Origin of the sequence: Microbacterium sp. KKR3/1 (assembly GCF_021272365.1) — a bacterium.
GTDB classification, from domain to species: domain Bacteria; phylum Actinomycetota; class Actinomycetes; order Actinomycetales; family Microbacteriaceae; genus Microbacterium; species Microbacterium aurugineum.
The window spans coordinates 1-21018 of record NZ_JAJSDW010000001.1 but is presented as its reverse complement, the minus strand read 5'-3'; the positions used below and the strand labels follow the sequence as shown (position 1 = coordinate 21018).

Annotated in this window: 23 protein-coding genes; 5 read left to right on the top strand and 18 right to left on the bottom strand. The window is 68.8% G+C overall.

Going from position 1 to position 21018, the window contains the following annotated elements:
- Positions 1 to 97: 97 nt before the first annotated feature.
- The 5 genes from LVJ59_RS00115 to LVJ59_RS00095 all read left to right on the top strand — a co-directional run bounded on the left by LVJ59_RS00115 (position 98) and on the right by LVJ59_RS00095 (position 3752).
- The gene (locus tag LVJ59_RS00115; protein WP_232761585.1) at positions 98 to 682 is read left to right on the top strand and encodes a GNAT family N-acetyltransferase; all 585 of its coding nucleotides are present in this window, start codon (positions 98 to 100) and stop codon (positions 680 to 682) included.
- A 36-nt stretch (positions 683 to 718) separates the two neighbouring features.
- Complete coding sequence (locus LVJ59_RS00110) at positions 719 to 1174, top strand: hypothetical protein (protein WP_232761584.1); 456 nt, start codon at positions 719 to 721, stop codon at positions 1172 to 1174.
- 59 nt (positions 1175 to 1233) lie between these two features.
- Entirely contained in the window at positions 1234 to 1902 is a 669-nt protein-coding gene (locus LVJ59_RS00105) for a lysoplasmalogenase family protein (protein WP_232761583.1), read from the top strand.
- Positions 1902 to 2273 carry an RNA-binding S4 domain-containing protein gene (locus LVJ59_RS00100; RefSeq protein ID WP_232761582.1) on the top strand — a complete coding sequence of 124 codons (372 nt, stop codon included), beginning with the start codon at positions 1902 to 1904 and terminating at the stop codon, positions 2271 to 2273. The genes LVJ59_RS00105 and LVJ59_RS00100 overlap by 1 nt, the downstream gene beginning before the upstream one ends.
- A gap of 63 nt (positions 2274 to 2336) precedes the next feature.
- Positions 2337 to 3752 carry an HNH endonuclease signature motif containing protein gene (locus LVJ59_RS00095; RefSeq protein ID WP_232761581.1) on the top strand — a complete coding sequence of 472 codons (1416 nt, stop codon included), beginning with the start codon at positions 2337 to 2339 and terminating at the stop codon, positions 3750 to 3752.
- A gap of 30 nt (positions 3753 to 3782) precedes the next feature.
- On the opposite strand, the gene LVJ59_RS00090 is transcribed toward LVJ59_RS00095, so the two are convergent.
- The 18 genes from LVJ59_RS00090 to LVJ59_RS00005 all read right to left on the bottom strand — a co-directional run.
- A complete protein-coding gene (locus LVJ59_RS00090) occupies positions 3783 to 4688 on the bottom strand; it encodes an NUDIX domain-containing protein (protein WP_232761580.1) in 906 nt (301 codons plus the stop codon).
- A gap of 61 nt (positions 4689 to 4749) precedes the next feature.
- A complete protein-coding gene (gene der / locus LVJ59_RS00085) occupies positions 4750 to 6222 on the bottom strand; it encodes a ribosome biogenesis GTPase Der (protein ID WP_231555022.1) in 1473 nt (490 codons plus the stop codon).
- Positions 6223 to 6262: 40 nt separating this feature from the next.
- Positions 6263 to 6985, bottom strand: a complete 723-nt coding sequence (gene cmk, locus LVJ59_RS00080) for a (d)CMP kinase (protein WP_232761579.1) — start codon at positions 6983 to 6985, stop codon at positions 6263 to 6265.
- A complete protein-coding gene (locus LVJ59_RS00075; protein ID WP_232761578.1) occupies positions 6978 to 8114 on the bottom strand; it encodes a prephenate dehydrogenase in 1137 nt (378 codons plus the stop codon). The genes cmk and LVJ59_RS00075 overlap by 8 nt, the downstream gene beginning before the upstream one ends.
- Entirely contained in the window at positions 8111 to 8917 is an 807-nt protein-coding gene (locus LVJ59_RS00070) for a pseudouridine synthase (protein ID WP_134351625.1), read from the bottom strand. Before LVJ59_RS00070 ends, LVJ59_RS00075 begins: the two co-directional genes overlap by 4 nt.
- Complete coding sequence (scpB, locus tag LVJ59_RS00065) at positions 8914 to 9570, bottom strand: SMC-Scp complex subunit ScpB (protein ID WP_232761577.1); 657 nt, start codon at positions 9568 to 9570, stop codon at positions 8914 to 8916. Before scpB ends, LVJ59_RS00070 begins: the two co-directional genes overlap by 4 nt.
- The gene (locus tag LVJ59_RS00060) at positions 9560 to 10438 is read right to left on the bottom strand and encodes a ScpA family protein (protein WP_269816606.1); all 879 of its coding nucleotides are present in this window, start codon (positions 10436 to 10438) and stop codon (positions 9560 to 9562) included. The genes scpB and LVJ59_RS00060 overlap by 11 nt, the downstream gene beginning before the upstream one ends.
- Positions 10428 to 11261 carry a ParA family protein gene (locus LVJ59_RS00055; protein WP_194239375.1) on the bottom strand — a complete coding sequence of 278 codons (834 nt, stop codon included), beginning with the start codon at positions 11259 to 11261 and terminating at the stop codon, positions 10428 to 10430. Before LVJ59_RS00055 ends, LVJ59_RS00060 begins: the two co-directional genes overlap by 11 nt.
- Positions 11262 to 11416: 155 nt before the next feature.
- Complete coding sequence (gene xerD, locus LVJ59_RS00050; RefSeq protein ID WP_047521825.1) at positions 11417 to 12319, bottom strand: site-specific tyrosine recombinase XerD; 903 nt, start codon at positions 12317 to 12319, stop codon at positions 11417 to 11419.
- Positions 12320 to 12322: 3 nt separating this feature from the next.
- A complete protein-coding gene (locus tag LVJ59_RS00045) occupies positions 12323 to 12904 on the bottom strand; it encodes an NUDIX hydrolase (protein WP_232761576.1) in 582 nt (193 codons plus the stop codon).
- Complete coding sequence (locus LVJ59_RS00040) at positions 12897 to 14591, bottom strand: CTP synthase (RefSeq protein ID WP_134351629.1); 1695 nt, start codon at positions 14589 to 14591, stop codon at positions 12897 to 12899. The genes LVJ59_RS00045 and LVJ59_RS00040 overlap by 8 nt, the downstream gene beginning before the upstream one ends.
- Positions 14592 to 14608: 17 nt before the next feature.
- A complete protein-coding gene (gene recN, locus LVJ59_RS00035) occupies positions 14609 to 16300 on the bottom strand; it encodes a DNA repair protein RecN (RefSeq protein ID WP_232761575.1) in 1692 nt (563 codons plus the stop codon).
- Positions 16297 to 17217: an NAD kinase gene (locus LVJ59_RS00030; protein WP_232761574.1), complete on the bottom strand. Its 921-nt coding sequence runs from the start codon at positions 17215 to 17217 to the stop codon at positions 16297 to 16299. The genes recN and LVJ59_RS00030 overlap by 4 nt, the downstream gene beginning before the upstream one ends.
- A complete protein-coding gene (locus tag LVJ59_RS00025; protein WP_232761573.1) occupies positions 17214 to 18011 on the bottom strand; it encodes a TlyA family RNA methyltransferase in 798 nt (265 codons plus the stop codon). The genes LVJ59_RS00030 and LVJ59_RS00025 overlap by 4 nt, the downstream gene beginning before the upstream one ends.
- Positions 18008 to 18184 carry a hypothetical protein gene (locus tag LVJ59_RS00020; protein ID WP_165875382.1) on the bottom strand — a complete coding sequence of 59 codons (177 nt, stop codon included), beginning with the start codon at positions 18182 to 18184 and terminating at the stop codon, positions 18008 to 18010. Before LVJ59_RS00020 ends, LVJ59_RS00025 begins: the two co-directional genes overlap by 4 nt.
- 52 nt (positions 18185 to 18236) lie before the next feature.
- Positions 18237 to 19274 (bottom strand): HAD-IIA family hydrolase, encoded by a 1038-nt coding sequence (locus LVJ59_RS00015; protein WP_232761572.1) that lies wholly within the window; start codon positions 19272 to 19274, stop codon positions 18237 to 18239.
- On the bottom strand, positions 19274 to 20035 hold the full coding sequence (locus LVJ59_RS00010) for a hypothetical protein (RefSeq protein ID WP_232761571.1): 762 nt from the start codon (positions 20033 to 20035) through the stop codon (positions 19274 to 19276). Before LVJ59_RS00010 ends, LVJ59_RS00015 begins: the two co-directional genes overlap by 1 nt.
- 47 nt (positions 20036 to 20082) lie before the next feature.
- On the bottom strand, positions 20083 to 21018 hold a 936-nt coding region (locus LVJ59_RS00005), incomplete at its 5' end, for a hypothetical protein (protein WP_232761570.1).

The following is a 21018-nucleotide window of genomic DNA, read 5'->3' as shown; positions in this document are numbered from 1 at the left end:
CTCTCGCGCAGGCAACTCCCCTATCTTAGCCGCATCTCGACCGCCTCCGCGAACCGAGGCGTTGCGGGTGTCGGAGGTCGCGCGTACCGTCACGTGCATGGCGACTATCACGACCGAGCTGGCGACCGCTCCCCGCTGGGACGATGTCCAGCACGCGCTCACGGGCGGCGGCGACGGGGCGAGCTGCCAGTGCATCTGGCCGGTGCTGACCAACAAGAAGTGGAACGCGACGACGACGCCGCAGCGCACCGAGATGTTCCGCGCCGAGATCGACGAGGGACCACCGCCGGGGATCGTCGCGTACGTCGACGGCGAGGCTGCCGGATGGATCCGGATCGGCCCCCGCACCCGCCAGGCACGGATCCCCCGCACCCGCATCATCGCCGCCGCGACGACCGAGCCCTTCGACGACGAGTCGGTCTGGGCGGTGACGTGCTTCGTCGTCCGGCGAGAGCATCGCGGAGCCGGACTCAACCGCATTCTGCTGGACGCCGCCGTCGAGTATGCACGCGGATCCGGCGCTCGCGTGATCGAGGGCTACCCGGTCGACACCGGGGGCGAGAAGCAGCGCGCCAACGAACTGTTCCACGGCACGCTCGGCACATTCCTGGCCGCCGGCTTCACCGAGAGGTCGAAACTCAAGCCGGGGCGCACTCTCGTCGCGCTCGACCTCGCCGCATGAGCGTGCAGCGGGCTCGCCAGCCACTAGCGTGAAAGCATGACCGATGCGCACCCGACCATCGACGACCCCGAGCTCGGCGCCTTCACCCGGGCAACGTCCGAACTCACCGATGGCTCCGTACTCACCCATGACTGGTTCGTCGGCACGGTCTCAGTCGCAGGCACGGAGCTCGACCTCATGCTCGAAGGAACGACTGTCGATGAGGTGACGCCGCTCCTCCCCCGTCTGCGCGAGGTCGTCGCGCGGCTCGACGTGTTGCGACGGCTCGCGACCGACGCCGTGGTCACGAACTTCAGCACCGGTGAGCCCGAGCCACACGAACTCGATGATGCCTTCGCCGACCTCGCACTCGAGACGATCGAGGCTTCCTCCGATGGAACCGTGGTCCTGCACCTGACGGACACCTGCGGCGAGCACTTCCCCGAGGGCTACTGGCCCGCTGCACACCTGGGCGTCGACGACACCGTCGATCAGGTCACCGTCGAATCCTGAGTGTCCGCGTGAAAAGCACGACGCCTGCGGCCGCAACGCAGCGACCCTACGATGGGGAGATGCAGCGGCGGACGCCTTCCTCATCGATCGTGTGGGCGTTCGTCCCGTACGCCGCGGTCTCGCTGTTGCATGTCGTGCTCCTCGCGGTGGACAGTCCGCTCGCCAGCCCGACCAAACTGCTCCTGATGCCGCTGCTGGCGGTTCCGGTGGTGCTGTCCGCGCGCTGGCTGAAGCCTCCGGCGACACTGATCCTGCTCCTCGCAGCGGTCCTGTTCTCCTGGCTCGGCGACGGTGCGGGCGCCCTCTTCCCCGGCGCGCCGGAGCTGCCGCTGATGCTGCTCTTCTTCGGTATCGCGCACCTGGCATACATCCTGTTGTTCGCTCGCCACCTCGCACGGCGGCGGATGCCGTGGTGGGCGTTGGTCTACGTCGGCTGGTGGATCGCGATGATCGCGGTCGTGGGCCCGCACACGGGCGGGCTGCTGATCGCGGTCGCCGTCTACGGACTCGTGCTCGGCGGCACGGCGGCATTCTCAGCCCGCTGCCACCCGCTCATCGTGGTCGGTGGGGCGTTCTTCCTCGCCAGCGACACGCTCCTCGCATTCCGACTGTTCCTCCCGTCGGGGCTCCCGGCTTGGAGCAGCCCGGCGGTGATGCTCACCTACGCCCTCAGCCAAGGCCTCATCGTCGCCGGCGCCCTGATCGCGTTGCGGAAGCGGACCAGGTGATGGACGCCGCACGCGTCGACAGCTGGCTCTGGGCGATCCGCGTCTACAAGACGCGGTCGGCGGCGACGACCGCATGCCGCGCGGGGCATGTACGAGTGAACGGCGACAAGGTGAAGGCGGCGCATCAGATCAGGGTGGGCGACGAACTGCGCATCCGCATCGCCGGATTCGACCGGATCCTCATCGTCCGCCAGCTCCTGCTCAAACGCGTCGGAGCTCCTCTCGCGGCGCTCGCCTACGAGGACAAGACACCCGAACGCGAGCCACAGGCCGCCCTCGGCCTTCGGGACCGAGGCGCGGGGCGCCCGACCAAACGCGAACGCCGCGACATCGACAAGCTGCGCGGTCGCCACGACGACCGCCTTAGCTGATATCCCGGCATGCGTCGCCTCCGACACCTCGACAGTTTCGAACATACGTTCTAAACTGGAGGCATGGCGAACACGACCGATCTCGACCTCGACGAGAGGCGTCGCATCGTGGATGCGTGGGTCGCGACGAGGCGTCGGATCGCGGCGCTCGAAGCCGAAGCAGCAGAGTTGCTCGTCGAGCAGATCGCCCTCCACGACGCCGATGTCGCCGCAAGTCCGTTCCATCGCGAGGCGATCTACCGCTCGATGGTCGCGGAGTTCTCCGCGGCCGGCCATCTCTCGAAGGGCTCCGTGGAGTTCGCCTTTGCCGATGCGCAGGCGTTGCAGGCCCATCTCCCCGCCGTCCGAGCCTCGTTCGCGAGTGGCGCCGTCAGCGTCCAACACGTGCGCGAGATCGCGAGGGCGGGTGCCGTCGTCGCCGAAGCCATCCGCAACCGCAAGGTCGATGCCACCGTCATGGAGCTCTTCGAGGCCGCGGTTCTCGTTGTCGCCGAACAAGACACAGCTGCGCGCACGAAAGCGCATGCACGTCAGGTCGCTGCCGCCCTCGTCGGCGAGACGCTGGTCGAGAGACACCGACGTGCCGCCGAAGAACGATGCGTGACGGTGAAGTCGCTCGACGACGGGTTGGCGCTGCTCACCGCCGTACTCCCCGAGTGGATCGCCACCGCGATCGCCGACAGGCTGAACCGCATGACCCGCGCGGTCGTACGCGCCCGAGACAACCGCGAAGTCACGCCTCTCGCCTGGTGGTTCGACGACGACGGCCAAGGTATCGATCCCGGAGATCTCTCGCTCGACGACCCAGCGTTCGACCCGTACGACAGCAGGGTGATCCAGGGCGCCGACAGTGACACGTTCGCGACCGACCCCACGGTCGAGCATCTCCCTGTCGACACGCGGACGTGGGCGCAGACGGAAGCCGATCTCTTCACCGATCTTCTCCTGACCGCAGACCCCAGCGCCGCGAACGGAGACGGCCTCGACGGCATTCACGCTCGGGTGCAGGTCACGGTCTCGGCGACCACGCTCACCGGTGCGGATGACAACCCCGCTGAACTCGACGGCCACGGACCGCTGCATCCCGACATCGCCCGCGACCTCGCGGGTCGTAACACCGGCTGGACCCGGCTCTTCCTCGACCCGTCCGGCATGGTGGTCGAGACCGACACCTACACGCCCACCGAAGGGATGCGCCGGTTCCTCCGCGCGCGGGACCGTCATTGCCGGTTCCCGGGGTGCCGCATGCCAGCCCACCGGTGCGAGATCGACCACAACCATGATCACGCCAAGGGCGGAAAGACCAGCCTCGACAACCTCGGCCACTTCTGCCGCAGCCATCACACCCTCAAGCATCCGGACATCCCCGACACGCATCGCTGGAACGCACAGCAGGAGAAGGACGGCAGCGTCACCTGGCACAGTCCGCTGGGGCGTGACTACGCCGACCCGCCACCCCGACGCGTGATGTTCGTCTGAATGACGGTGTCGGAGAAGCTGGGGCAGAAGTCAGTCGTGCGCCGCGAGGAGTTGGAGCAGCCACCCGGCAGATCGGACCTTCACGGCACCGGCGCGCTCAGCTCGTTCGCTGAGCTCCCGGTCGCTGGTGACCACGACGACTGTGCGCACATCAGCGACGCGGCGCTCGACTTCGGCGACGATCACGTCGTCACCCCCAGCCTCGGCTCGAACGACGGCGACCGTGCTCGCTTCGTCATCGATGTCCCGTGCCTGACCCTCGACCACCATCGAGACCTCGGGGAACCACTCGTCTCCGCCGAGATCCAGATCCTCCGCGGGGACCACCAGCGCCTCCAGCCGGAGACGAAGGCGCGCCGCCGCTCCCGCACGATCCTTCCACCAGCCATCGGGCACGGACCCCACGACATTCGCGGCGTCGACCACGACCACCGGCCGCACCTCGAGCAGCGCCCGCAGCATCGGCCATGCCGCGGCGAACCCGGGGTGCAACGGTCGCTCGTCGACCTCATCGATGGGCACCCACTCGAGGGCCACGCTCTCCGGGTCGCTGATCACCGGGTCAAAGGGCACCTGCACATCGGCAATGACCGTCGTGTACGACCAGATGCCCAGATCGAGCACGCTGGTGAACCGAGGACGGACCGCCCCATCAGGCACGCCCGCTTCCTCCTGCGCCTCACGGATCGCCCCGACGATCGCGCTCTCGCCCTCGTGCAGAGCCCCACCGGGCAGCCCCCAGGTGCCACCGAAGTGGCTCCAAGAGACGCGATGCTGCAGCAGGATGCCCCGGGCCGGGTCAAAGGCGAGAAGACCGGCAGCGCCGAAACGCCCCCAGTACTTCTCACCCGACTCCGCGATCACCCAGGCATCACCCGGGTTCCGCGGCCCGTCCGGGCGACGCGGCTCACCAGAGGCAGGAGGTACGACCGTCACCCCTTCAGCCTTTCACAGCATCGGGGTCGTGGCGCCACGGCGCGACACGCGTCGGAACAGATCAGCGCTGACGCTTCTCGCGCACCCGCATGTTGATCACGATGGGCGTGCCCTCGAAGGAGTACAGCTCACGCAGGCGGCGCTGGATGAACCGGCGGTACCCCGGGTCGAGGAACCCGGTGGTGAACAGCACGAACGTCGGCGGGCGGGTCGATGCCTGCGTCCCGAACAGGATGCGCGGCTGCTTGCCACCGCGCAGCGGGTGCGGGTGCTCGGCGACGAGCTCGGCGAGGAACGCGTTGAACTTGCCGGTCGGGATGCGCCGGTCCCAGTTCTCCAGCGAGGTCTCCAGCGCGGGGACGAGCTTGTCGAGGTGACGCCCCGTCTTCGCCGAGATGTTCACGCGCGGCGCCCAGGCGACGTGTGCGAGGTCCTGCTCGATCTCGCGCTCCAGGTAACGGCGACGATCGGCGTTCTCGAGATCATCGTCGTTCAGGCGATCCCACTTGTTGAACGCGAGGACGAGCGCACGGCCCGACTCGAGCACGAGGTCGATGATGCGCACGTCCTGCTCGCTGATCGTCTCCGAGACGTCGAGCACGACGACGGCGACCTCGGCCTTCTCCAGCGCGGCCGAGGTGCGCAGCGAGGCGTAGAAGTCCGCGCCCTGAGCCATGTGCACGCGACGGCGGATCCCCGCGGTGTCGACCAGGCGCCACATCTTCCCGCCGAGTTCCACGACCTCATCCACCGGGTCGCGGGTGGTGCCGGCCAGGTCGTTCACGACGACGCGCTCTTCACCGGCGGCCTTGTTCAGCAGCGACGACTTCCCCACATTCGGGCGACCGAGGATCGCCACTCGACGCGGGCCGCCGATCTCCTGCTTCGCGACGGCCGAGACCTCGGGAAGCTTCTTCAGCACGGCATCCAGCAGGTCGGCGACACCACGCCCGTGGATGGCCGAGACGGGATACGGCTCGCCGAGCCCGAGGCTCCACAGCGGTGCCGTCTCCGGCTCCTGCCGGGCGTCATCGATCTTGTTGGCGACGAGGAACACCGGCTTACCGCTCTTGCGCAGCAGCTTCACGACGTGCTCGTCGGTCGAGGTGGCTCCGACCATCGCGTCGACGACGAACAACACCATGTCGGCCAGGTCGATCGCGACCTCCGCCTGCATCGCGACCGAGCGGTCGATGCCACGCGCATCGGGCTCCCACCCGCCGGTGTCGACGAGCGAGAAGCGACGGTCGCCCCACTCGGCCTTGTAGGTCACGCGGTCGCGGGTCACGCCAGGTGTGTCCTCCACAACGGCCTCACGGCGTCCGAGGATGCGGTTCACAAGCGCGGACTTGCCGACGTTCGGGCGTCCGACGATCGCCACCACGGGCAGAGCCGGGCTGTAGTGGATGCCGTCCTCGCCGAGCGTGACACCGGCGAGGAGCGCGGCGTCCTCGTCGTCCAGCTCGTAGTCGGAGAGGCCGGCGCGCAGGGTCTCCGCGCGCTGCTCGGCGAGATTCTCGTCGAGCTGGTCCATCTTCTCGGCGAGCTGGTCGGGGCCGCCTTCGTATTCGTCGTCAGCCACGGTGTGCTCCTTGGATTCGCTCGATCACCGTGAGCACGGCGTCGATGGTCTGGGGGAAATCGAGTTCCGTCGAGTCGACGACCTCGACGCCGTCCGCGGCGTTGAGGAAGTCGACGACGGCACTGTCTGAGGCATCGCGCTTGTGGAGCGCCGCGGCGACAGCAGCCGCGTTCTCGCCGGCGAGTTCGCCGGCGCGTCGAGCGGCACGCACTTCGGGTGCCGCGGTGAGCAGGATCCGCACGGGCGCATCCGGAGCGACGACGGTCGTGATGTCACGGCCTTCGACCACCACGGCGGGGTAGGCGGATTCAGCGACCAGTGCGCGGAACAGCTCGTTCACCTGCGCGCGCACCTCGGGCACACGGGCCACGCCGCTCACCGCGGCGGACACCCGAGAATCACGGATCGCCTCTGTGATGTCAGTGTCGCCGACGCGAACCGTGCGGTCGTCAGGGTCAAGTCCCAGACGCACGGGGAAGTCGGATGCAGCCGCGCGAACCGCCTCGGGGTCCGAGGTGTCGGCGCCGCGATCGAGCATGTGCCAGGCGAGTGCGCGGTAGGCGGAGCCGGTGTCGAGGTATCCGAAGCCGAGCATGCGCGCGACGGCCTTCGACACGCTGGACTTGCCCGAACCGGCTGGTCCGTCGATCGCGATGAACTTCGTCGCATCGGCCACGTGTGCGGGCGCCGTGGACGCGTTCGAGGTGTCAGTCATTGGTGTTCCCTGCAATCCGCCAGCCGCGTTCCTGGAGTCCGGTGATCGCCCCGTGCAGCGCGGCCGGGTCGACGCTGATCTCGGCGAGGCCGAACTGGGCCCCTGGCGAGTGCTCGAGTCGGAGGTCTTCGACGTTGACGCCCAGTTCGCCGAGCTCGCCGAACAGGCGACCCAGCTGACCGGCGGTGTCGTCGACCATGACGACGAGCGACTCGAAGCGCTGGTTCTGTCCGTGCTTTCCGGGGAGGCGGTCGACGCCGTCGTTGCCCTGGCGGATCGTCTCGGCGACCACGCGTCGGGCTCCGGGCGCGCTCGGCTCCCGCAATGCGTCCGCCACTTCTCCGAGGTCGGCGGCGAGAGCATCGAGGATCTCGACGACGGGGCCGGCGTTGGCGCCGAGGATCTGCACCCACAGCTCGGGAGCCGAGGCCGCGATGCGCGTCGTGTCACGAACGCCCTGGCCTGCAAGACGGAGCGCACCCTCCTCCGCCTCCGCGAGGCGGGCGGCGAGCAGGCTCGCGACGACCTGAGGCACGTGCGACGTGAGCGCGACCGAACGGTCATGCTCCTCCGGCGTCATCTCGAGCGGCATCGCCCCGACGTCGAGCGCGAGCGCTTCGACCAGGGCGAGGTCCGTCGCCTTCGTGTCCTCGTCGCGGCACACGACCCACGGTCGCCCGACGAACAGATCGGCGCGGGCGGAGATGGCCCCGCCGCGCTCACGGCCGGCGAGCGGATGCGATCCGATGTATCGAGTGAGGTCGACGCCCCGCGACTGCAGGGTGCGGAACGGCTCGAGCTTCACACTCGCCACGTCGGTCACCACGGCGTCCGGGAAGCGCTGGAGTTCGGCTTGGATGACGTCCGCGGTCACGTCCGGCGGCACGGCGACGACGATGAGTGAGGGGGTGTCGTCGTCGGTGGCGAGGCGGCCGGCCCCGTAGTCGACGGCGAGGCGCAGCTGTGCGGGCGATGCATCCGTCAGAACGACGTCGATGCCCTTCGACCGGAGTGCGTGGCCGACGCTCGCCCCGAGCAGACCGGCGCCGACGACGCGGACGGTCCCGGAGAGACGAGGCGCGACAGCGCTTGCCCTCCGCGCCGTGGGCGCACTCGTCGTATCGGTCATTCGTTCTCCTGCTCGCCTGGCGCCTCGGCGACACCGGAATCACGGCGCGACAAGGTCAAAAGCGCGCCGAGTTCGATTTTAGTCAGTTCCCGCGTCTTCCCGGCCGGGAGGGTTCCCAGGTGGAGCGGCCCGAACTGCCGGCGCACGAGTTCCGTGACCGGATGACCGACCGCGGCGAGCATCCGACGGACGATCCGGTTGCGTCCGGAGTGCAGGGTCAGCTCGACCAGGCTCGACCCGCGCGAGGTGTCCAGCAGCCGCGCCTTGTCCGCAGCGATGGGGCCGTCTTCGAGCTCGATGCCCTTGGTGAGCTTCGAGATCGTCTGGGGCAGCACCGTCCCCTCGACCTTCGCGATGTACACCTTCGTCACGCCGAACGAGGGGTGAGCGAGCACGTGGGCGAGAGCGCCGTCATTCGTGAGGATCAAGAGACCACTCGTCTCGGCGTCGAGGCGTCCGACGTTGTACAGGCGCTCCTCGAACTGCTCCGTGAAGCGGCGCAGATCGGGCCTGCCATTCTCGTCCTTCATGCTGCTGACGACGCCGGTCGGCTTGTTCAGCATGACGTACCGCTTGGAGACGTCGAGCTGCACCGCGGTGCCGTCGACGTCCACGAGGTCGTGCTCGGGGTCGATCCGGCGTCCGAGCTCCGTGACGACGACACCGTTGACGCGGATGCGCCCTTCCGTGATGTACTGCTCCACCACTCGGCGCGACGCCACGCCCGCGCCGGCGAGGACCTTCTGGAGGCGCACACCCTCGGGCGCGCCCTCGAATCCTGCGGATGCCTCGAAACCGGTCATCGGATGGTCCCTTCGTCGAAACCGTCTGCGCCGTCATCGAGCAGAGGGGAGATCGGGGGCAGCTCGTCGAGCGAGTTGATGCCCAGGTGCTGCAGGAGCGCGTCGGTCGTGCCGTAGTTGATCGCGCCGGTCTCGGAGTCGGCGAAGAGTTCGGTGATCAGGCCGCGGGCGAGCAGCGTGCGCACGACGGAATCGACGTTCACTGCACGGATGGAGGCGACCTGGCTGCGGGTGACGGGCTGCTTGTAGGCGATCACGGCCAGCGTCTCGAGCGCGGCCTGCGAAAGCCGCGCGGGCGCCTGTCCGCCGACGAACGCCGCCACGAGCGGGTCGAGCTCCTCGCGGACGTACAGTCGCCAACCGCCGCCGACCTCGCGCAGCTCGAATCCGCGCCGCGGGCCCGTGCCGTTGCCGTCGTAGTCGTCGACGAGTGTCTCGAGCGTCTGCCGCACCGCCGGCACCGGCGAACCGACGGCGGCGGCGAGAGCCACCAGCCCCAGCGGCTCGTCGACGATCAACAGGATGGCCTCGATGCGCTCGGAGAGCGGGATCTCGGTGGACACGCCGACCCCGTCGTCCGCCGTCTCGGTCTCGGTCTCGGTATCGGTCTCCGCGTCGATCGACGCCTCGGTCTCGGTCAGATCATCGGTCATAGTCGGCCCCCAGGCTCGCGAGTGTCTCGTCCGACCAGGAGTCGGCTGCCCAGCGCAGCGTGAGCTCGCCGAGCGGTTCCAGTTGTTCGAAGGTCAGCGCCGCGTGCCTGTACAGCTCCAACACCGAGATGAAACGCGCCACGACGATGCCCGGCTCGCTCACGCCCGCGACGAGTTCGCGGAAGCTCAGCGACTCGGTGCCGCGCAGGAGGGTGACGACGATAGCCGCCTGCTCGCGGATGCTGACCAGCGGTGCGTGCAGATGGTCGAGTCCGACATGCGGGATCTCTTTGGGCGCGAAGGCCAGCAGCGCCAGCGCCGCGAAGTCGTCCACGGTGAGCGACCACACGAGCTCGGGTGTCTGCGAGCGGTGCTTCTCATCGAGGCGTGCCGCGCGGACGTGCCGCTTGTCTTCGCGTTGCAGGCAACGGGAGAACCACGCTGACACCTCTTTGAAGGCCCTGTATTGCAGCAGCCGGGCGAACAGCAGGTCGCGTGCCTCCAAGAGCGCGACGGCCTCAGCATCCACGAGCTCGCCCTGCGGGAGGAGTCCGGCGACCTTCATGTCGAGCAGGGTCGCCGCGACCACGAGGAACTCGGAGGCCTGATCGAGTTCCTCATCGTTCTCGAGCTCGCCCAGGTAGGCGATGAACTCGTTCGTGACCGCGCTCAACGAGACCTCGGTGATGTCCATCTCATGCTTCGAGATGAGGGTCAGGAGCAGGTCGAACGGTCCGTCAAAATTCGACAGGGAGACCCTGAAGCCCGGTTCGATCGCCGCGGGTCCGACGGGCTCGTCCGATCCGCTGCTCACGTCTTCGGCGCGCTCGATGGCCGAAGGGTCGACGGACTCTCCGCTAGGCGACAGCGCCACGGGCGACCAGCTCCCGCGCCAGCCGCAGGTATGCCTGAGCGGCCGCGTGCTCGGGGGCGAACTCGGTGATGGGCACCCCCGACACCGAGGCGTCGGGGAACTTCACGGTGCGGCCGATCACGGTCTCGAGCACGTCGTCTCCGAATGCTTCGACGACACGCTCGAGCACCTCGCGCGAGTGCAGGGTGCGCGGGTCGTACATCGTGGCGAGCAGGCCGTCCATCGTGATGGACGGATTCAACCTGTCGCGGACCTTGTCGATCGTCTCGATGAGCAGTGCCACGCCGCGCAGCGCGAAGAACTCGCATTCGAGCGGGATGATCACACCGTGCGCCGCCGTCAGCGCGTTGACAGTGAGGATCCCGAGGGAGGGCTGGCAGTCGACGAGGATGACGTCGTACTCCCCCGCCACCTGGCGCAGCACCCGGGCGAGGATCGTCTCCCGTGCGACCTCGTTGACCAGGTGCACCTCGGCGGCCGACAGATCGATGTTCGCCGGCATGACGTCGAGACCCTCGACGCTCGACTTCACGATCGCATCGTGGGCGTCGCGCTTGGTGTCGAGCAGGAGGTCGTAGATCGTCGGCACATCGTGGGTCGGGATGCCGAGCCCCGCGGACAGGGCGCCCTGCGGGTCGAAATCGACCGCGAGCACCTTGCGGCCGTACTCGGCGAGTGCCGCGGCCAGGTTGATGGACGTGGTCGTCTTGCCGACGCCGCCCTTCTGGTTGCACAGCGCGATGATGCGCGCGGGCCCGTGGGACTTCAACGGTTCGGGGGTCGGGAACCCGTGATACGGACGGCCCGTGGGTCCCATGGGGGTCTCGTCGGCCTTCTGCGCCTTCGCCCTGGACTTCGCCACTTTCTCAGCCACCGATTCTCCTGCTCCGTTCGTGCTTGGTCGATTGTACCGGGCGGCCCGTTCCGCAGCCGCCTCGGCACGCGGCAGGGGGCTCTCCCGGATGGGCGGTGTCAGCGGGCGCGGGGATGCGAGGTCGCGTAGATGTCACGCAACGTATCGACAGAGACGTGGGTGTAGATCTGGGTCGTCGCGACCGAGGAATGTCCGAGCAGCTCCTGCACGACACGGACGTCGGCTCCCCCCTGCAGCAGGTGTGTGGCGAACGAGTGACGCAGGGTGTGCGGCGAGACCTCCGACGTGATCTGCGCCTTCTCCGCCGCCGCGCGGATCACCAGCCAGGCGCTCTGTCTCGACAGGGGCGCTCCACGGGCACCGAGGAACAGCCGCGCCGATGCCCGTCCTTTCGCTGCGAGCGCCGGCCGCACCCTCGTGAGATAGGCGTCGACCGCCTCTCGCGCATAGGAGCCGATCGGCACGATGCGCTCCTTCGAGCCCTTCCCGCGCAGCCGCAGCACATCGCCATGGGCGAGGTCGTCGACGTCGAGCCCTGTCGCCTCCGAGACGCGGGCGCCGGTGGCATAGAGGAGCTCCAGGAGAGCGCGATCCCGCACCCCGATCGGGTCCTCGGGCGACGGTGCGGCGAGCAGCCTCTCGACCTGGTCGATCGTCAGCGCCTTGGGGAGCCGACGAGGGGCCTTGGGCGGACGCAGTCTCCCGCTCGGATCGTCGACCTCGATGCCCTCACGGGCCAGGAACCGGTGCCAGCCCCGCACGGACGACTGCAGGCGCGCCAGCGAGGTGGAGGCCGGGGCGGGGTCTGCCGACGCACGCTCCGTGATGAAGCGGTCGATCACGGCCGGCGTCACCTCCGACGTGTCGGCTATCCCCTCCCCGGCCAGCCACTCGCAGTACCCACCGAGGTCACGCCGGTAGGCCGCGATCGTGTGCTCGCTCAGACCGCGCTCGATCGTGACGTGACGCAGGTAGGCGTCGAGAGCGCGCTCCAGCAGCATGCGTCAGCCCCGGTCGCGCAGCCTCTGCGCCGCAGCCAGCACACCGATCGTGAGGATGCCGTTGTGCATCCGTCCGCCGAGGACGGCGTCCACCGCATCCGCCAACGGCACCCACTCGACGCGGATGTCCGCCTCTTCGTCCTCCCGATCGTGTGCCGAAGGCGCCGCGGCGACTCCGGTGGCCAAGAAGATGTGGATCATCTCGTCGTTGCCACCCGGGGTGGTCCACGACGAGACCAGCGGCTCCCAGTGCGCGGCGACGAGGTCAGCCTCCTCGGCGAGCTCGCGACGGGCGGCGTCCAGCGGCGCCTCTCCGTCCACGTCGAGCAGACCGGCGGGCAGCTCCCAGTCGCGGTGACGGATCGGGTGGCGGTACTGCTGGATCAGCAGCACGCGGTCCTCGTCGTCGAGCGCGAGGATCGCCACGGCGCCGGTGTGCGCGACATACTCGCGCACGATCTCCCCGTCGCCGTAGCGCACCCGGTCGGAGCGCACGTCCCAGACCCAGCCCTTGTAGACGCGGTCGCTCTGGAGGACCTCCGGCTCGAAAGGCTCGTCGCGGAGGTACTCCGCCGACTCAGTCATCGGCACTGACGTCGAACAGCTCGCTCGCGCGGTGACGCTCGATCGCGGCACCGACCAGCCCGCGGAACAGCGGGTGCGGGGCGGTCGGACGCGAACGCAGCTCCGGGTGCGCCTGCGTGGCGATGTAGTACGGGTGCACGTCACGCGGCAGCTCGACGTACTCGACCAGGTCGAGTTCCGGGTTGAGCCCGGAGAACACCAGGCCGGCGTCGGTGAGACGATCGCGGTAGGAGTTGTTGACCTCGTAGCGATGACGGTGCCGTTCCGCGGCCTCCGGCGCCCCGTACAGCTCGCGCGCGAGGGATCCCTCGGCGAGTGCCGCCTGGTACAGGCCGAGACGCATGGTGCCGCCGAGGTCGCCGCCGTCGAGGATGTCCACCTGCTCCGCCATCGTCGCGATCACGGGCTCGGCGGTCTCCGGGTCGAACTCACTGGAAGACGCGCCCGCGATGCCGGCGACGTCCCGCGCGTACTCGATGACCATGCACTGCAGGCCCAAGCACAGCCCGAGGGTCGGGATGCCCTGCTCTCGTGCGAATTTGAGCGCACCGAGCTTGCCCTCGATGCCGCGGATGCCGAAGCCGCCGGGCACGCAGATGCCATCGAGCTCGGCCAGCTGCTCCTGGGCGCCTTCCGGCGTCTCGCACAGATCCGAGGGGATCCAGCGGATGTTCACCTTGGTCTCCTGTGCGAAGCCACCCGCCTTGAGCGCTTCGGTCACCGAGAGGTAGGCGTCGGGAAGATCGATGTACTTGCCGACCAGGCCGATCGTCACCTCGTGCTTGGGGTTGTGCACGGCGTGGAGCACCTTGTTCCAGCGCGTCCAGTCGACGTCGGCCGCCTTCTGGTCGAGACCGAGCCGACGCACGATGTACGAATCGAGGCCCTGCTCGTTCAGCGTGGAGGGGATGTCGTAGATGCTCGGCAAGTCGACCGTGTTGATGACGCCTTCCACGTCGACATCGCACATGAGGGCGATCTTGTTCCGGTTGCTCGCGCTCACCGGACGGTCGCTGCGGAGCACGAGCGCGTCGGGCTGGATGCCCACTTGACGGAGAGCTGCGACGGAGTGCTGGGTGGGCTTGGTCTTCTGCTCCCCCGAGGCGCCCATGAACGGCACCAGCGAGACGTGGACGAAGAACACGCTGTCCCGTCCGAGCTCGTGACGGAGCTGGCGCGCGGACTCGAGGAACGGCTGCGACTCGATGTCTCCGACCGTGCCACCGACCTCGGTGATGATCACATCGGGGCGCGGGTCCTCGCTCGCCTGCAGACGCATGCGACGCTTGATCTCGTCGGTGATGTGCGGGATGACCTGCACGGTGTCGCCGAGGTACTCGCCGCGACGCTCGCGCGCGATCACCTGCGAGTAGATCTGGCCGGTCGTCACGTTGGCCGCCTCGGACAGATTGATGTCGAGGAAGCGCTCGTAGTGACCGATGTCGAGATCGGTCTCCGCGCCGTCGTCCGTGACGAAGACCTCACCGTGCTGGAACGGGTTCATCGTGCCGGGATCGACGTTCAGGTACGGGTCGAGCTTCTGCATCACGACGCGCAGACCGCGGGCGGTGAGGAGGTTGCCGAGACTGGCCGCCGTCAGTCCCTTGCCCAAAGACGAAACGACACCACCAGTCACGAAGATGTGCTTGGTCGTGTCGTTCTTGGGTCCCGCGGAAGAAGAGTTCATCACGGGCTTCGATCCTATCAGGCGGCGGGGGCGCGGAGGCTGAGAAGTTCGCGCGCGTGGGTGAGAGCAGCGTCGGAATCGGCGAGTCCCGAGAGCAGTCGGGCCATCTCCGCTTCGCGCTCACCGCCTTCCAGACGCCGGACGCTGGAGGCGGTGACCGCGCCGTCATTGGCTTTGACGACGGAGAGGTGGTTGTTCGCGAAGGCCGCGACCTGCGCGAGGTGGGTGACGGCGATGACCTGCGACTTCTCGGCGAGTCGGGCGAGTCGCCGTCCGACCTCGATCGCGGCGGCGCCTCCGATGCCCGCATCGACCTCGTCGAAGACGAAGGTCGGCACGGGGTCGGTCGCGGCGATGACGACCTCGATGGCCAGCATGACCCGGGACAACTCGCCACCCGAGGCCCCCTTCGAGACCGATCGGGGCTCGGCGCCCGGATGCGGAGCGAGGAGGATCGCGACGTCATCGCGACCATGGGTGCTCTCCGCCCCTTCGGAGACCGCGACCTCGAGTCGCGCATCGGGCATCGCGAGGGCGCGGAGCTCTGCAGTCACCGCCTCGCCGAGACGGACGGCGGCATCGGTACGTGTCGCCGTCAGCGTCGCCGCGTCGGCGTCCAGCTCGGCTCGTGCCGCATCGCGCTCGGCGATGAGCCGTTCGAGGCGGTCGCCGTCGTCATCGAGTTCCGCGAGCCGCGTGGATCCCGTCTGCCAGAGCGCCAACGCCTCGTCGAGGGAGCCGTGAGCGCGCACGAGGGTACCCAGCGCCGCGCGACGTTCCTCCACGGCGGCGAGTTCATGAGGGCCGGACTCGTCGAGATCCGCGAGGTAGGCGGACAGGAGTCCCGCAGCGTCCGCGATCCGGTAGCCGATGTCCGCGAGGCTCTCCCCGATCTCGGTCAGCTTGGCGTCGGACGCACGCTCGATCACGCGACGGGCCTCCGCGACGAGGGCGGAGGCGTCAGGTTCGCCGTCCTCGTTGGAGAGCGCTCCGTGCGCGAGAGATGCCGCGACACGAAGATCTTCGGCATTCGCGAGACGCTCGGCCCGATCTGCGAGTTCCTGGTCCTCGCCCGGCTCCGGTGCGGTCGCCTCGATCAGTGCCAGGTCTTCACGGAGGCGGGAGGCCTCCTCGGCACGACGGTCCCGGTTCTCGGTGATCTCGGAGATCTCGGAGTCCAGTGCCCGCCAGCGGGTGAAGGAGTCCGTGTACTTCGCGAGCGCGTCCGCGATCGGCGTCCCACCGAAGCGGTCGAGCGCGTCGCGCTGTGCCGCGGCGGAGCGCAGACGCAGCTGCTCGGACTGTCCGTGCACCACGACAAGCTCTTCCGCCAGCGACGACAGCACCCCTGCGGGCGCCGCCCGCCCTCCGACGCTCGCCCTGCTGCGTCCTTCGGCGCTGAGCGTGCGCGAGACGTACAACTCCGCGGTTCCCGCTCCTGCGGGCTCCAACTCGCCGCCGGCCTCCTCGACGATCTCGGCGACGTCTCCGCCCTCCGGAACGATCCAGACACCCGCCACCGACGCCTGTGCGGCACCGGCCCTGACGGCCCCCGAGTCGGCGCGCTGGCCCAGCAGCAGCCCCAGTCCGGTGACGACCATGGTCTTCCCCGCGCCGGTCTCTCCCGTGATCGCGGTGAACCCCGGGCCCAGAGGCAGCACCGCATCGGCGATGACGCCGAGCCCCTGCATGCGCATCTCCTCGATCATGACGGCGTCCCCAGGGTTTGGCCGCGCCATCCTTCGACGGGCAGCTGGAACTTGCGCACGAGCCTGTCGGTGAAGGCCGTGGGGTGCAGACGCGCGAGCCGCACGGGGCGCGACGACCGGCGGACGACGACCCGAGCGCCGGGCGGGAGATCGTGGGAGCGACGCCCGTCGCACCAGAGGATCCCCGACCCGTCGGTGCGCTCGAGCATCTCGATCGCGACCGCGGCACCGGGGCTGACGACGAGCGGTTTGGCGAACAGCGCGTGCGCCGACAGTGGCACCACGGCGATCGCCTCGACGCTGGGCCAGATGACCGGTCCCCCGGCCGAGAAGTTGTATGCGGTCGAGCCGGTGGGAGTGGAGATGACCATGCCGTCGCATCCGAAGCTCGACAACGGCCTGCCGTCGATCTCCAGGACGACCTCGATCATCCGCTCCCGGCTGGCCTTCTCCACGGTGGCCTCGTTCAGCGCCCAGGTCTCGTACACGACCGCGCCGGCGGCGTCCTTCACGCGTACCGACAGGGCGAGTCGCTCCTCGACCTCGTAGTCGCGGTCGATCACCCGGCGCACGGCTTTGTCCATGTCGTCTCGATCGATCTCGGCGAGGAACCCGACATGGCCCATGTTGATGCCGAGCACGGGCGCTCCCGTATCGCGGACCAGCTCGGCCGCGCGCAGGATCGTGCCGTCTCCGCCCAGCACGATCGCGAGCTCGAGGTCCGCCGGATCGACGGAGCGGCCCAGAACATCGGTGCCGGCGAAGAAGGCGTCCACCGCCGTGAGGGCCTCGTGGTCGTCGGCGGCCAGGACCGGCCGTGCTCCTGCTTCCCGCAGGGCATCGATCACGCGTCGCGCCGCGTCGACGGTGTCGACCCGGCCGGCATGGGCGACGACCAGGATGTTGCGCTCGTTCATCGTCCTCCTGCCAGTAGATTGATGGTGTCCAACCATTCTGTCGGATTGCTGCCGCGCCCCGGCGCGAGGTGCACGAGATATTCCGCGTTGCCGTGCGTTCCCAGAAGTGGTGAGGGAAGGATGCCGAGCATCCCCAAGCCGACGTCCCAGGCGCTCCACACCGTGCGCGCGACTGCATCGGCACGGGTGGCGGGATCGGTGACCAGTCCCCCGCGCACCGCCGTCCGTCCGACCTCGAACTGCGGTTTTACGAGCAGCAGAACGTCGGACTCCGCGGTCGCGACCGCCGCGACGGCCGGAAGAACGAGTTCGAGGGAGATGAAGGAGAGGTCGCCGACCACGAGGTCGGGGGACTCCGTGACGCCGGTGGCCTCGGCGAGATTCTCGTGCGTCATGTGTCGGACGTTGAAGCCCTCCACGGTGATCACCCCGGGGTCGGCGGCGATAGACGGAGCCATCTGGCCGTGCCCGACGTCGACAGCGAGCACGGTTCGGGCGCCCCGCTCGCGCAGCACCTGCGTGAAACCTCCCGTGGACGCCCCCATGTCGAGCGCGAGTCTTCCCGCCACCGGGATGCCGAATCCGTCGAGTCCGGCGATGAGCTTGTGGGCCGCACGGCCGACGTAGTGGTCGGAGCCCGCGACCGTGATCTCGGCCTCATCGTCCACGGCGGTCGAGGCCTTCACGACCTGGCGGCCGGCGACACTCACGAGGCCTTCGGCGATGAGAGTCGCCGCATGGCTGCGCGAACGGGCGAGTCCTCGGGCGGCGAGGGCAGCGTCGAGTCGCGTCATCGGGATCCCGAGGTCTCCCGAGGATCGAGCTTCGCGCCGCTCTCGAGGCGGCGGGAGAGCTCATCGTGCACGGCCGCGTAGGCGGCGGCGCGCACGGGAAGCGGCTGCCCCTCGATCAGGCGCAGACGGCTCCACAGGCCGTCGGTCGGCTCGCTCGTCGTCTCTTCACTCACGGTTCCACTGTACGCGGCCCCTCCGACGCGCGAAGGAGCCACGCGAGATCGCTCAGGGGCGGTGGAAGGGATCGTCGTAGAGGCGCTCGGGAACACGAAGGACGAACACCGGGGTACCGGACGCCCAGATGGCGGCGGCGCCGGCGCGCAGCAGATCGATCTGCGACCCGGACTCCGACACGATCTCGACGTCAGCCCCGGAGACCCGTACGGCGGCACCGTTCACGGCAAAGACACCGTCTCGCTCCGTCACCTCGGGATAAGGCTCGTGCAGTTCGCGGAGGTCGCCGAGGATGTACGTCGGACGCGAGCCTTCCGGTGCCGCGAGGACGTGCTTGGGGCGGTCGATCCCTGTCAGCACCAGCGCCGAGTCGATGCCGACACGGCTCGCCCCCATGATGTCGGTGTCCAGGCGGTCGCCGATGAACAGCGCCTTCTCGGCACCGAAACGGGCGAGCGCCTCTTCGAAGATGGGCACCTCCGGCTTGCCTGCGACGGTCGCCAGCCGACCGATGGCTGTGTGGACGGCCGAGACCAGGGTCCCGTTGCCCGGAGCGACTCCCCGCTCACGAGGAATCGTCCAGTCCGTGTTCGTCGCGATCCAGGGGATGCCGCCCTCTTCTTCGGGAAGCTTGAGCGCGAACGCCGCCTCGGCGAGATCGGTCCAGGCGACCTCGGGAGCGAATCCCTGCACCACTGCACTCGGCGCGTCGTCCGCGCTGCGCGTCACCGTGTACCCGGCCTTCTGCACCTCATCGACGAGACCGGCACCACCCACGACCAGGATCGTCGCCGGTGCCGGCACGATCGTCGCCATCAAACGCATCGCGGCCTGCGGGCTCGTCACGACCTCCGAGGCCTCGACCTGGAGCCCGAGACTGCTCAGATGCTCCGCGACGGAGACATCAGTCCGCGCCGCGTTGTTCGTGATGTAGCCGAGCCGTGCGGACTTCGCCGCCTCGTTAAGGCTGTCCACCGCGAACGGCAGCGCACCGGGTCCGGCGTAGACCACGCCGTCCAGGTCAGCCAGCACGGTGTCGACCCCGTCGAGAGGCGTGCGGAGCGGGCGCCGGCGAGAGAACAGCGCCACTACGCCTCCGGGTCCGTGTCGTCGGCCTCGTCTTCGCCCAGGAGCTCGCGCACCTCGTCCTCGACCGTGGGCTCCACAGCCTCGGGTTCGGCCGGCGCGGGCTCGGCCGACACAGGCTCAGCCGGCGCGGCCTCGGCCTGAACAGGCTCAGCCGGCACAGGCTCGGCCGGCGCATCGGTGTCGTCCACGTCGAGGTCGATCTCGATCATGCTGTCTTCGATGAAGATCTCTTCGTCACCGGCCTCATCGACTCCCAGAGCTTCAGCGGCGACCTCGGCCCGGTGCGACCAGAACTCGGCCTCCTCGGTGCGGCCGAGGTCTTCGAGCACAGCAGCGCGCGCTGCGAACAGTGCGGGGCTCCACTCGAACGCACGATCCGGATCCAGCTCCGGGATCTCCAGCTCGCCGAGGGCGAGTTCAAGGTCGCCCTGATCCAGGCGCGCACCCGACATCGCGATCGCCAACGCGACGCGGACGGGCGTGTCCAGCGTCGAACGATCGACCGCCCTACCAGTCTCGAGCGCACGATCGGACCGGCCGATGCCACGCTCGCTGTCCACCATCAGAGCGATCTGGTCGTCCTTGCCCGAGATCCGTCGGTAGGTCCGCAGCTCACGCAGTGCGAGGGCGAAGTCCTCAGTGGCATAGGCGGTGATGCCGAGAGTCTCACGGACGATCGCGATACGGCCGGCACGGCGCGATGCGGCCAGCGCGTGCTGGTGGGCGAGCGCAGGGTCCTCGTCGATGAGGCGGGAGGCCATCGCGAGGTGACGCGCGACGTGCTCGGCATTCTCCTTGCTCAGCGTCTTCAGCTCATTGCGAGCCGCGCCGTTGAGATCACGAGCGGTGACGTCGTCCGGGATCTGCGGCTCATCGAACCGCGGACGCTCGTTCGCCGCCTGCGCGGGACGTTCACGTCCGGCTCCCCCACGTTGCGGGTAGGAGCGCGAACGATCCCGGTCGCCACCCTCGCGACGCGGGGCGGCGCCATCACGCTTGTAACCACCGCCCTCACGACGAGGAGCAGCGCCGTCTCGGCTGTACCCGCCACCTTCGCGGCGAGGAGCAGCGCCATCACGGTTGTACCCGCCACCTTCGCGACGAGGAGCGCCGCCGTCGCGGTTGTACCCGCCACCTTCACGACGAGGAGCGCCGCCGTCGCGGTTGTACCCGCCACCTTCACGACGAGGAGCGCCACCATCGCGGTTGTACCCGCCACCTTCACGACGAGGAGCAGCACCATCGCGGTTGTACCCGCCACCTTCACGACGAGGAGCAGCACCATGACGGTTGTACCCGCCACCTTCACGACGAGGAGCAGCACCATCACGGTTGTACCCGCCACCTTCACGACGAGGAGCAGCACCATCACGGTTGTACCCGCCCTCACGACGGGGAGCAGCACCATCGCGCTTGTACCCGCCGCCCTCGCGGCGAGGAGCAGCACCATCACGGTTGTACCCGCTGTCACGACGCGGAGCAGCACCATCACGCTTGTACCCGCCGCCCTCACGACGAGGGGCGCCGCCATCACGACTGCGATCGGGACCCTTGCCGGAAGGGCGATTGCTTCGTGATCCCTTGTCGTCGTTGCGACGCGGACGGCGCTCTTCCTCTTCCGGCATGATGATCCCTGTTCTCTTCGTATAAACGCAAAATGGCCACCCAGCGTTGGGTGGCCATTTTGTTTAAAAGGAGTCCGGCGGTGTCCTACTCTCCCACAGGGTCCCCCCTGCAGTACCAT

Coding starts and splice junctions, on each gene's coding strand:
- LVJ59_RS00115 (WP_232761585.1), top strand. CDS start 98: ATGGCGACTATCACGACCGAGCTGGCGACCGCTCCCCGCTGGGACGAT.
- LVJ59_RS00110 (WP_232761584.1), top strand. CDS start 719: ATGACCGATGCGCACCCGACCATCGACGACCCCGAGCTCGGCGCCTTC.
- LVJ59_RS00105 (WP_232761583.1), top strand. CDS start 1,234: ATGCAGCGGCGGACGCCTTCCTCATCGATCGTGTGGGCGTTCGTCCCG.
- LVJ59_RS00100 (WP_232761582.1), top strand. CDS start 1,902: ATGGACGCCGCACGCGTCGACAGCTGGCTCTGGGCGATCCGCGTCTAC.
- LVJ59_RS00095 (WP_232761581.1), top strand. CDS start 2,337: ATGGCGAACACGACCGATCTCGACCTCGACGAGAGGCGTCGCATCGTG.
- der (WP_231555022.1), bottom strand. CDS start 6,222: ATGGACCAGCTCGACGAGAATCTCGCCGAGCAGCGCGCGGAGACCCTG.
- cmk (WP_232761579.1), bottom strand. CDS start 6,985: ATGACTGACACCTCGAACGCGTCCACGGCGCCCGCACACGTGGCCGAT.
- LVJ59_RS00075 (WP_232761578.1), bottom strand. CDS start 8,114: ATGACCGATACGACGAGTGCGCCCACGGCGCGGAGGGCAAGCGCTGTC.
- LVJ59_RS00070 (WP_134351625.1), bottom strand. CDS start 8,917: ATGACCGGTTTCGAGGCATCCGCAGGATTCGAGGGCGCGCCCGAGGGT.
- scpB (WP_232761577.1), bottom strand. CDS start 9,570: ATGACCGATGATCTGACCGAGACCGAGGCGTCGATCGACGCGGAGACC.
- LVJ59_RS00055 (WP_194239375.1), bottom strand. CDS start 11,261: ATGGGACCCACGGGCCGTCCGTATCACGGGTTCCCGACCCCCGAACCG.
- xerD (WP_047521825.1), bottom strand. CDS start 12,319: ATGCTGCTGGAGCGCGCTCTCGACGCCTACCTGCGTCACGTCACGATC.
- LVJ59_RS00045 (WP_232761576.1), bottom strand. CDS start 12,904: ATGACTGAGTCGGCGGAGTACCTCCGCGACGAGCCTTTCGAGCCGGAG.
- LVJ59_RS00040 (WP_134351629.1), bottom strand. CDS start 14,591: ATGAACTCTTCTTCCGCGGGACCCAAGAACGACACGACCAAGCACATC.
- recN (WP_232761575.1), bottom strand. CDS start 16,300: ATGATCGAGGAGATGCGCATGCAGGGGCTCGGCGTCATCGCCGATGCG.
- LVJ59_RS00030 (WP_232761574.1), bottom strand. CDS start 17,217: ATGAACGAGCGCAACATCCTGGTCGTCGCCCATGCCGGCCGGGTCGAC.
- LVJ59_RS00025 (WP_232761573.1), bottom strand. CDS start 18,011: ATGACGCGACTCGACGCTGCCCTCGCCGCCCGAGGACTCGCCCGTTCG.
- LVJ59_RS00010 (WP_232761571.1), bottom strand. CDS start 20,035: ATGGCCTCCCGCCTCATCGACGAGGACCCTGCGCTCGCCCACCAGCAC.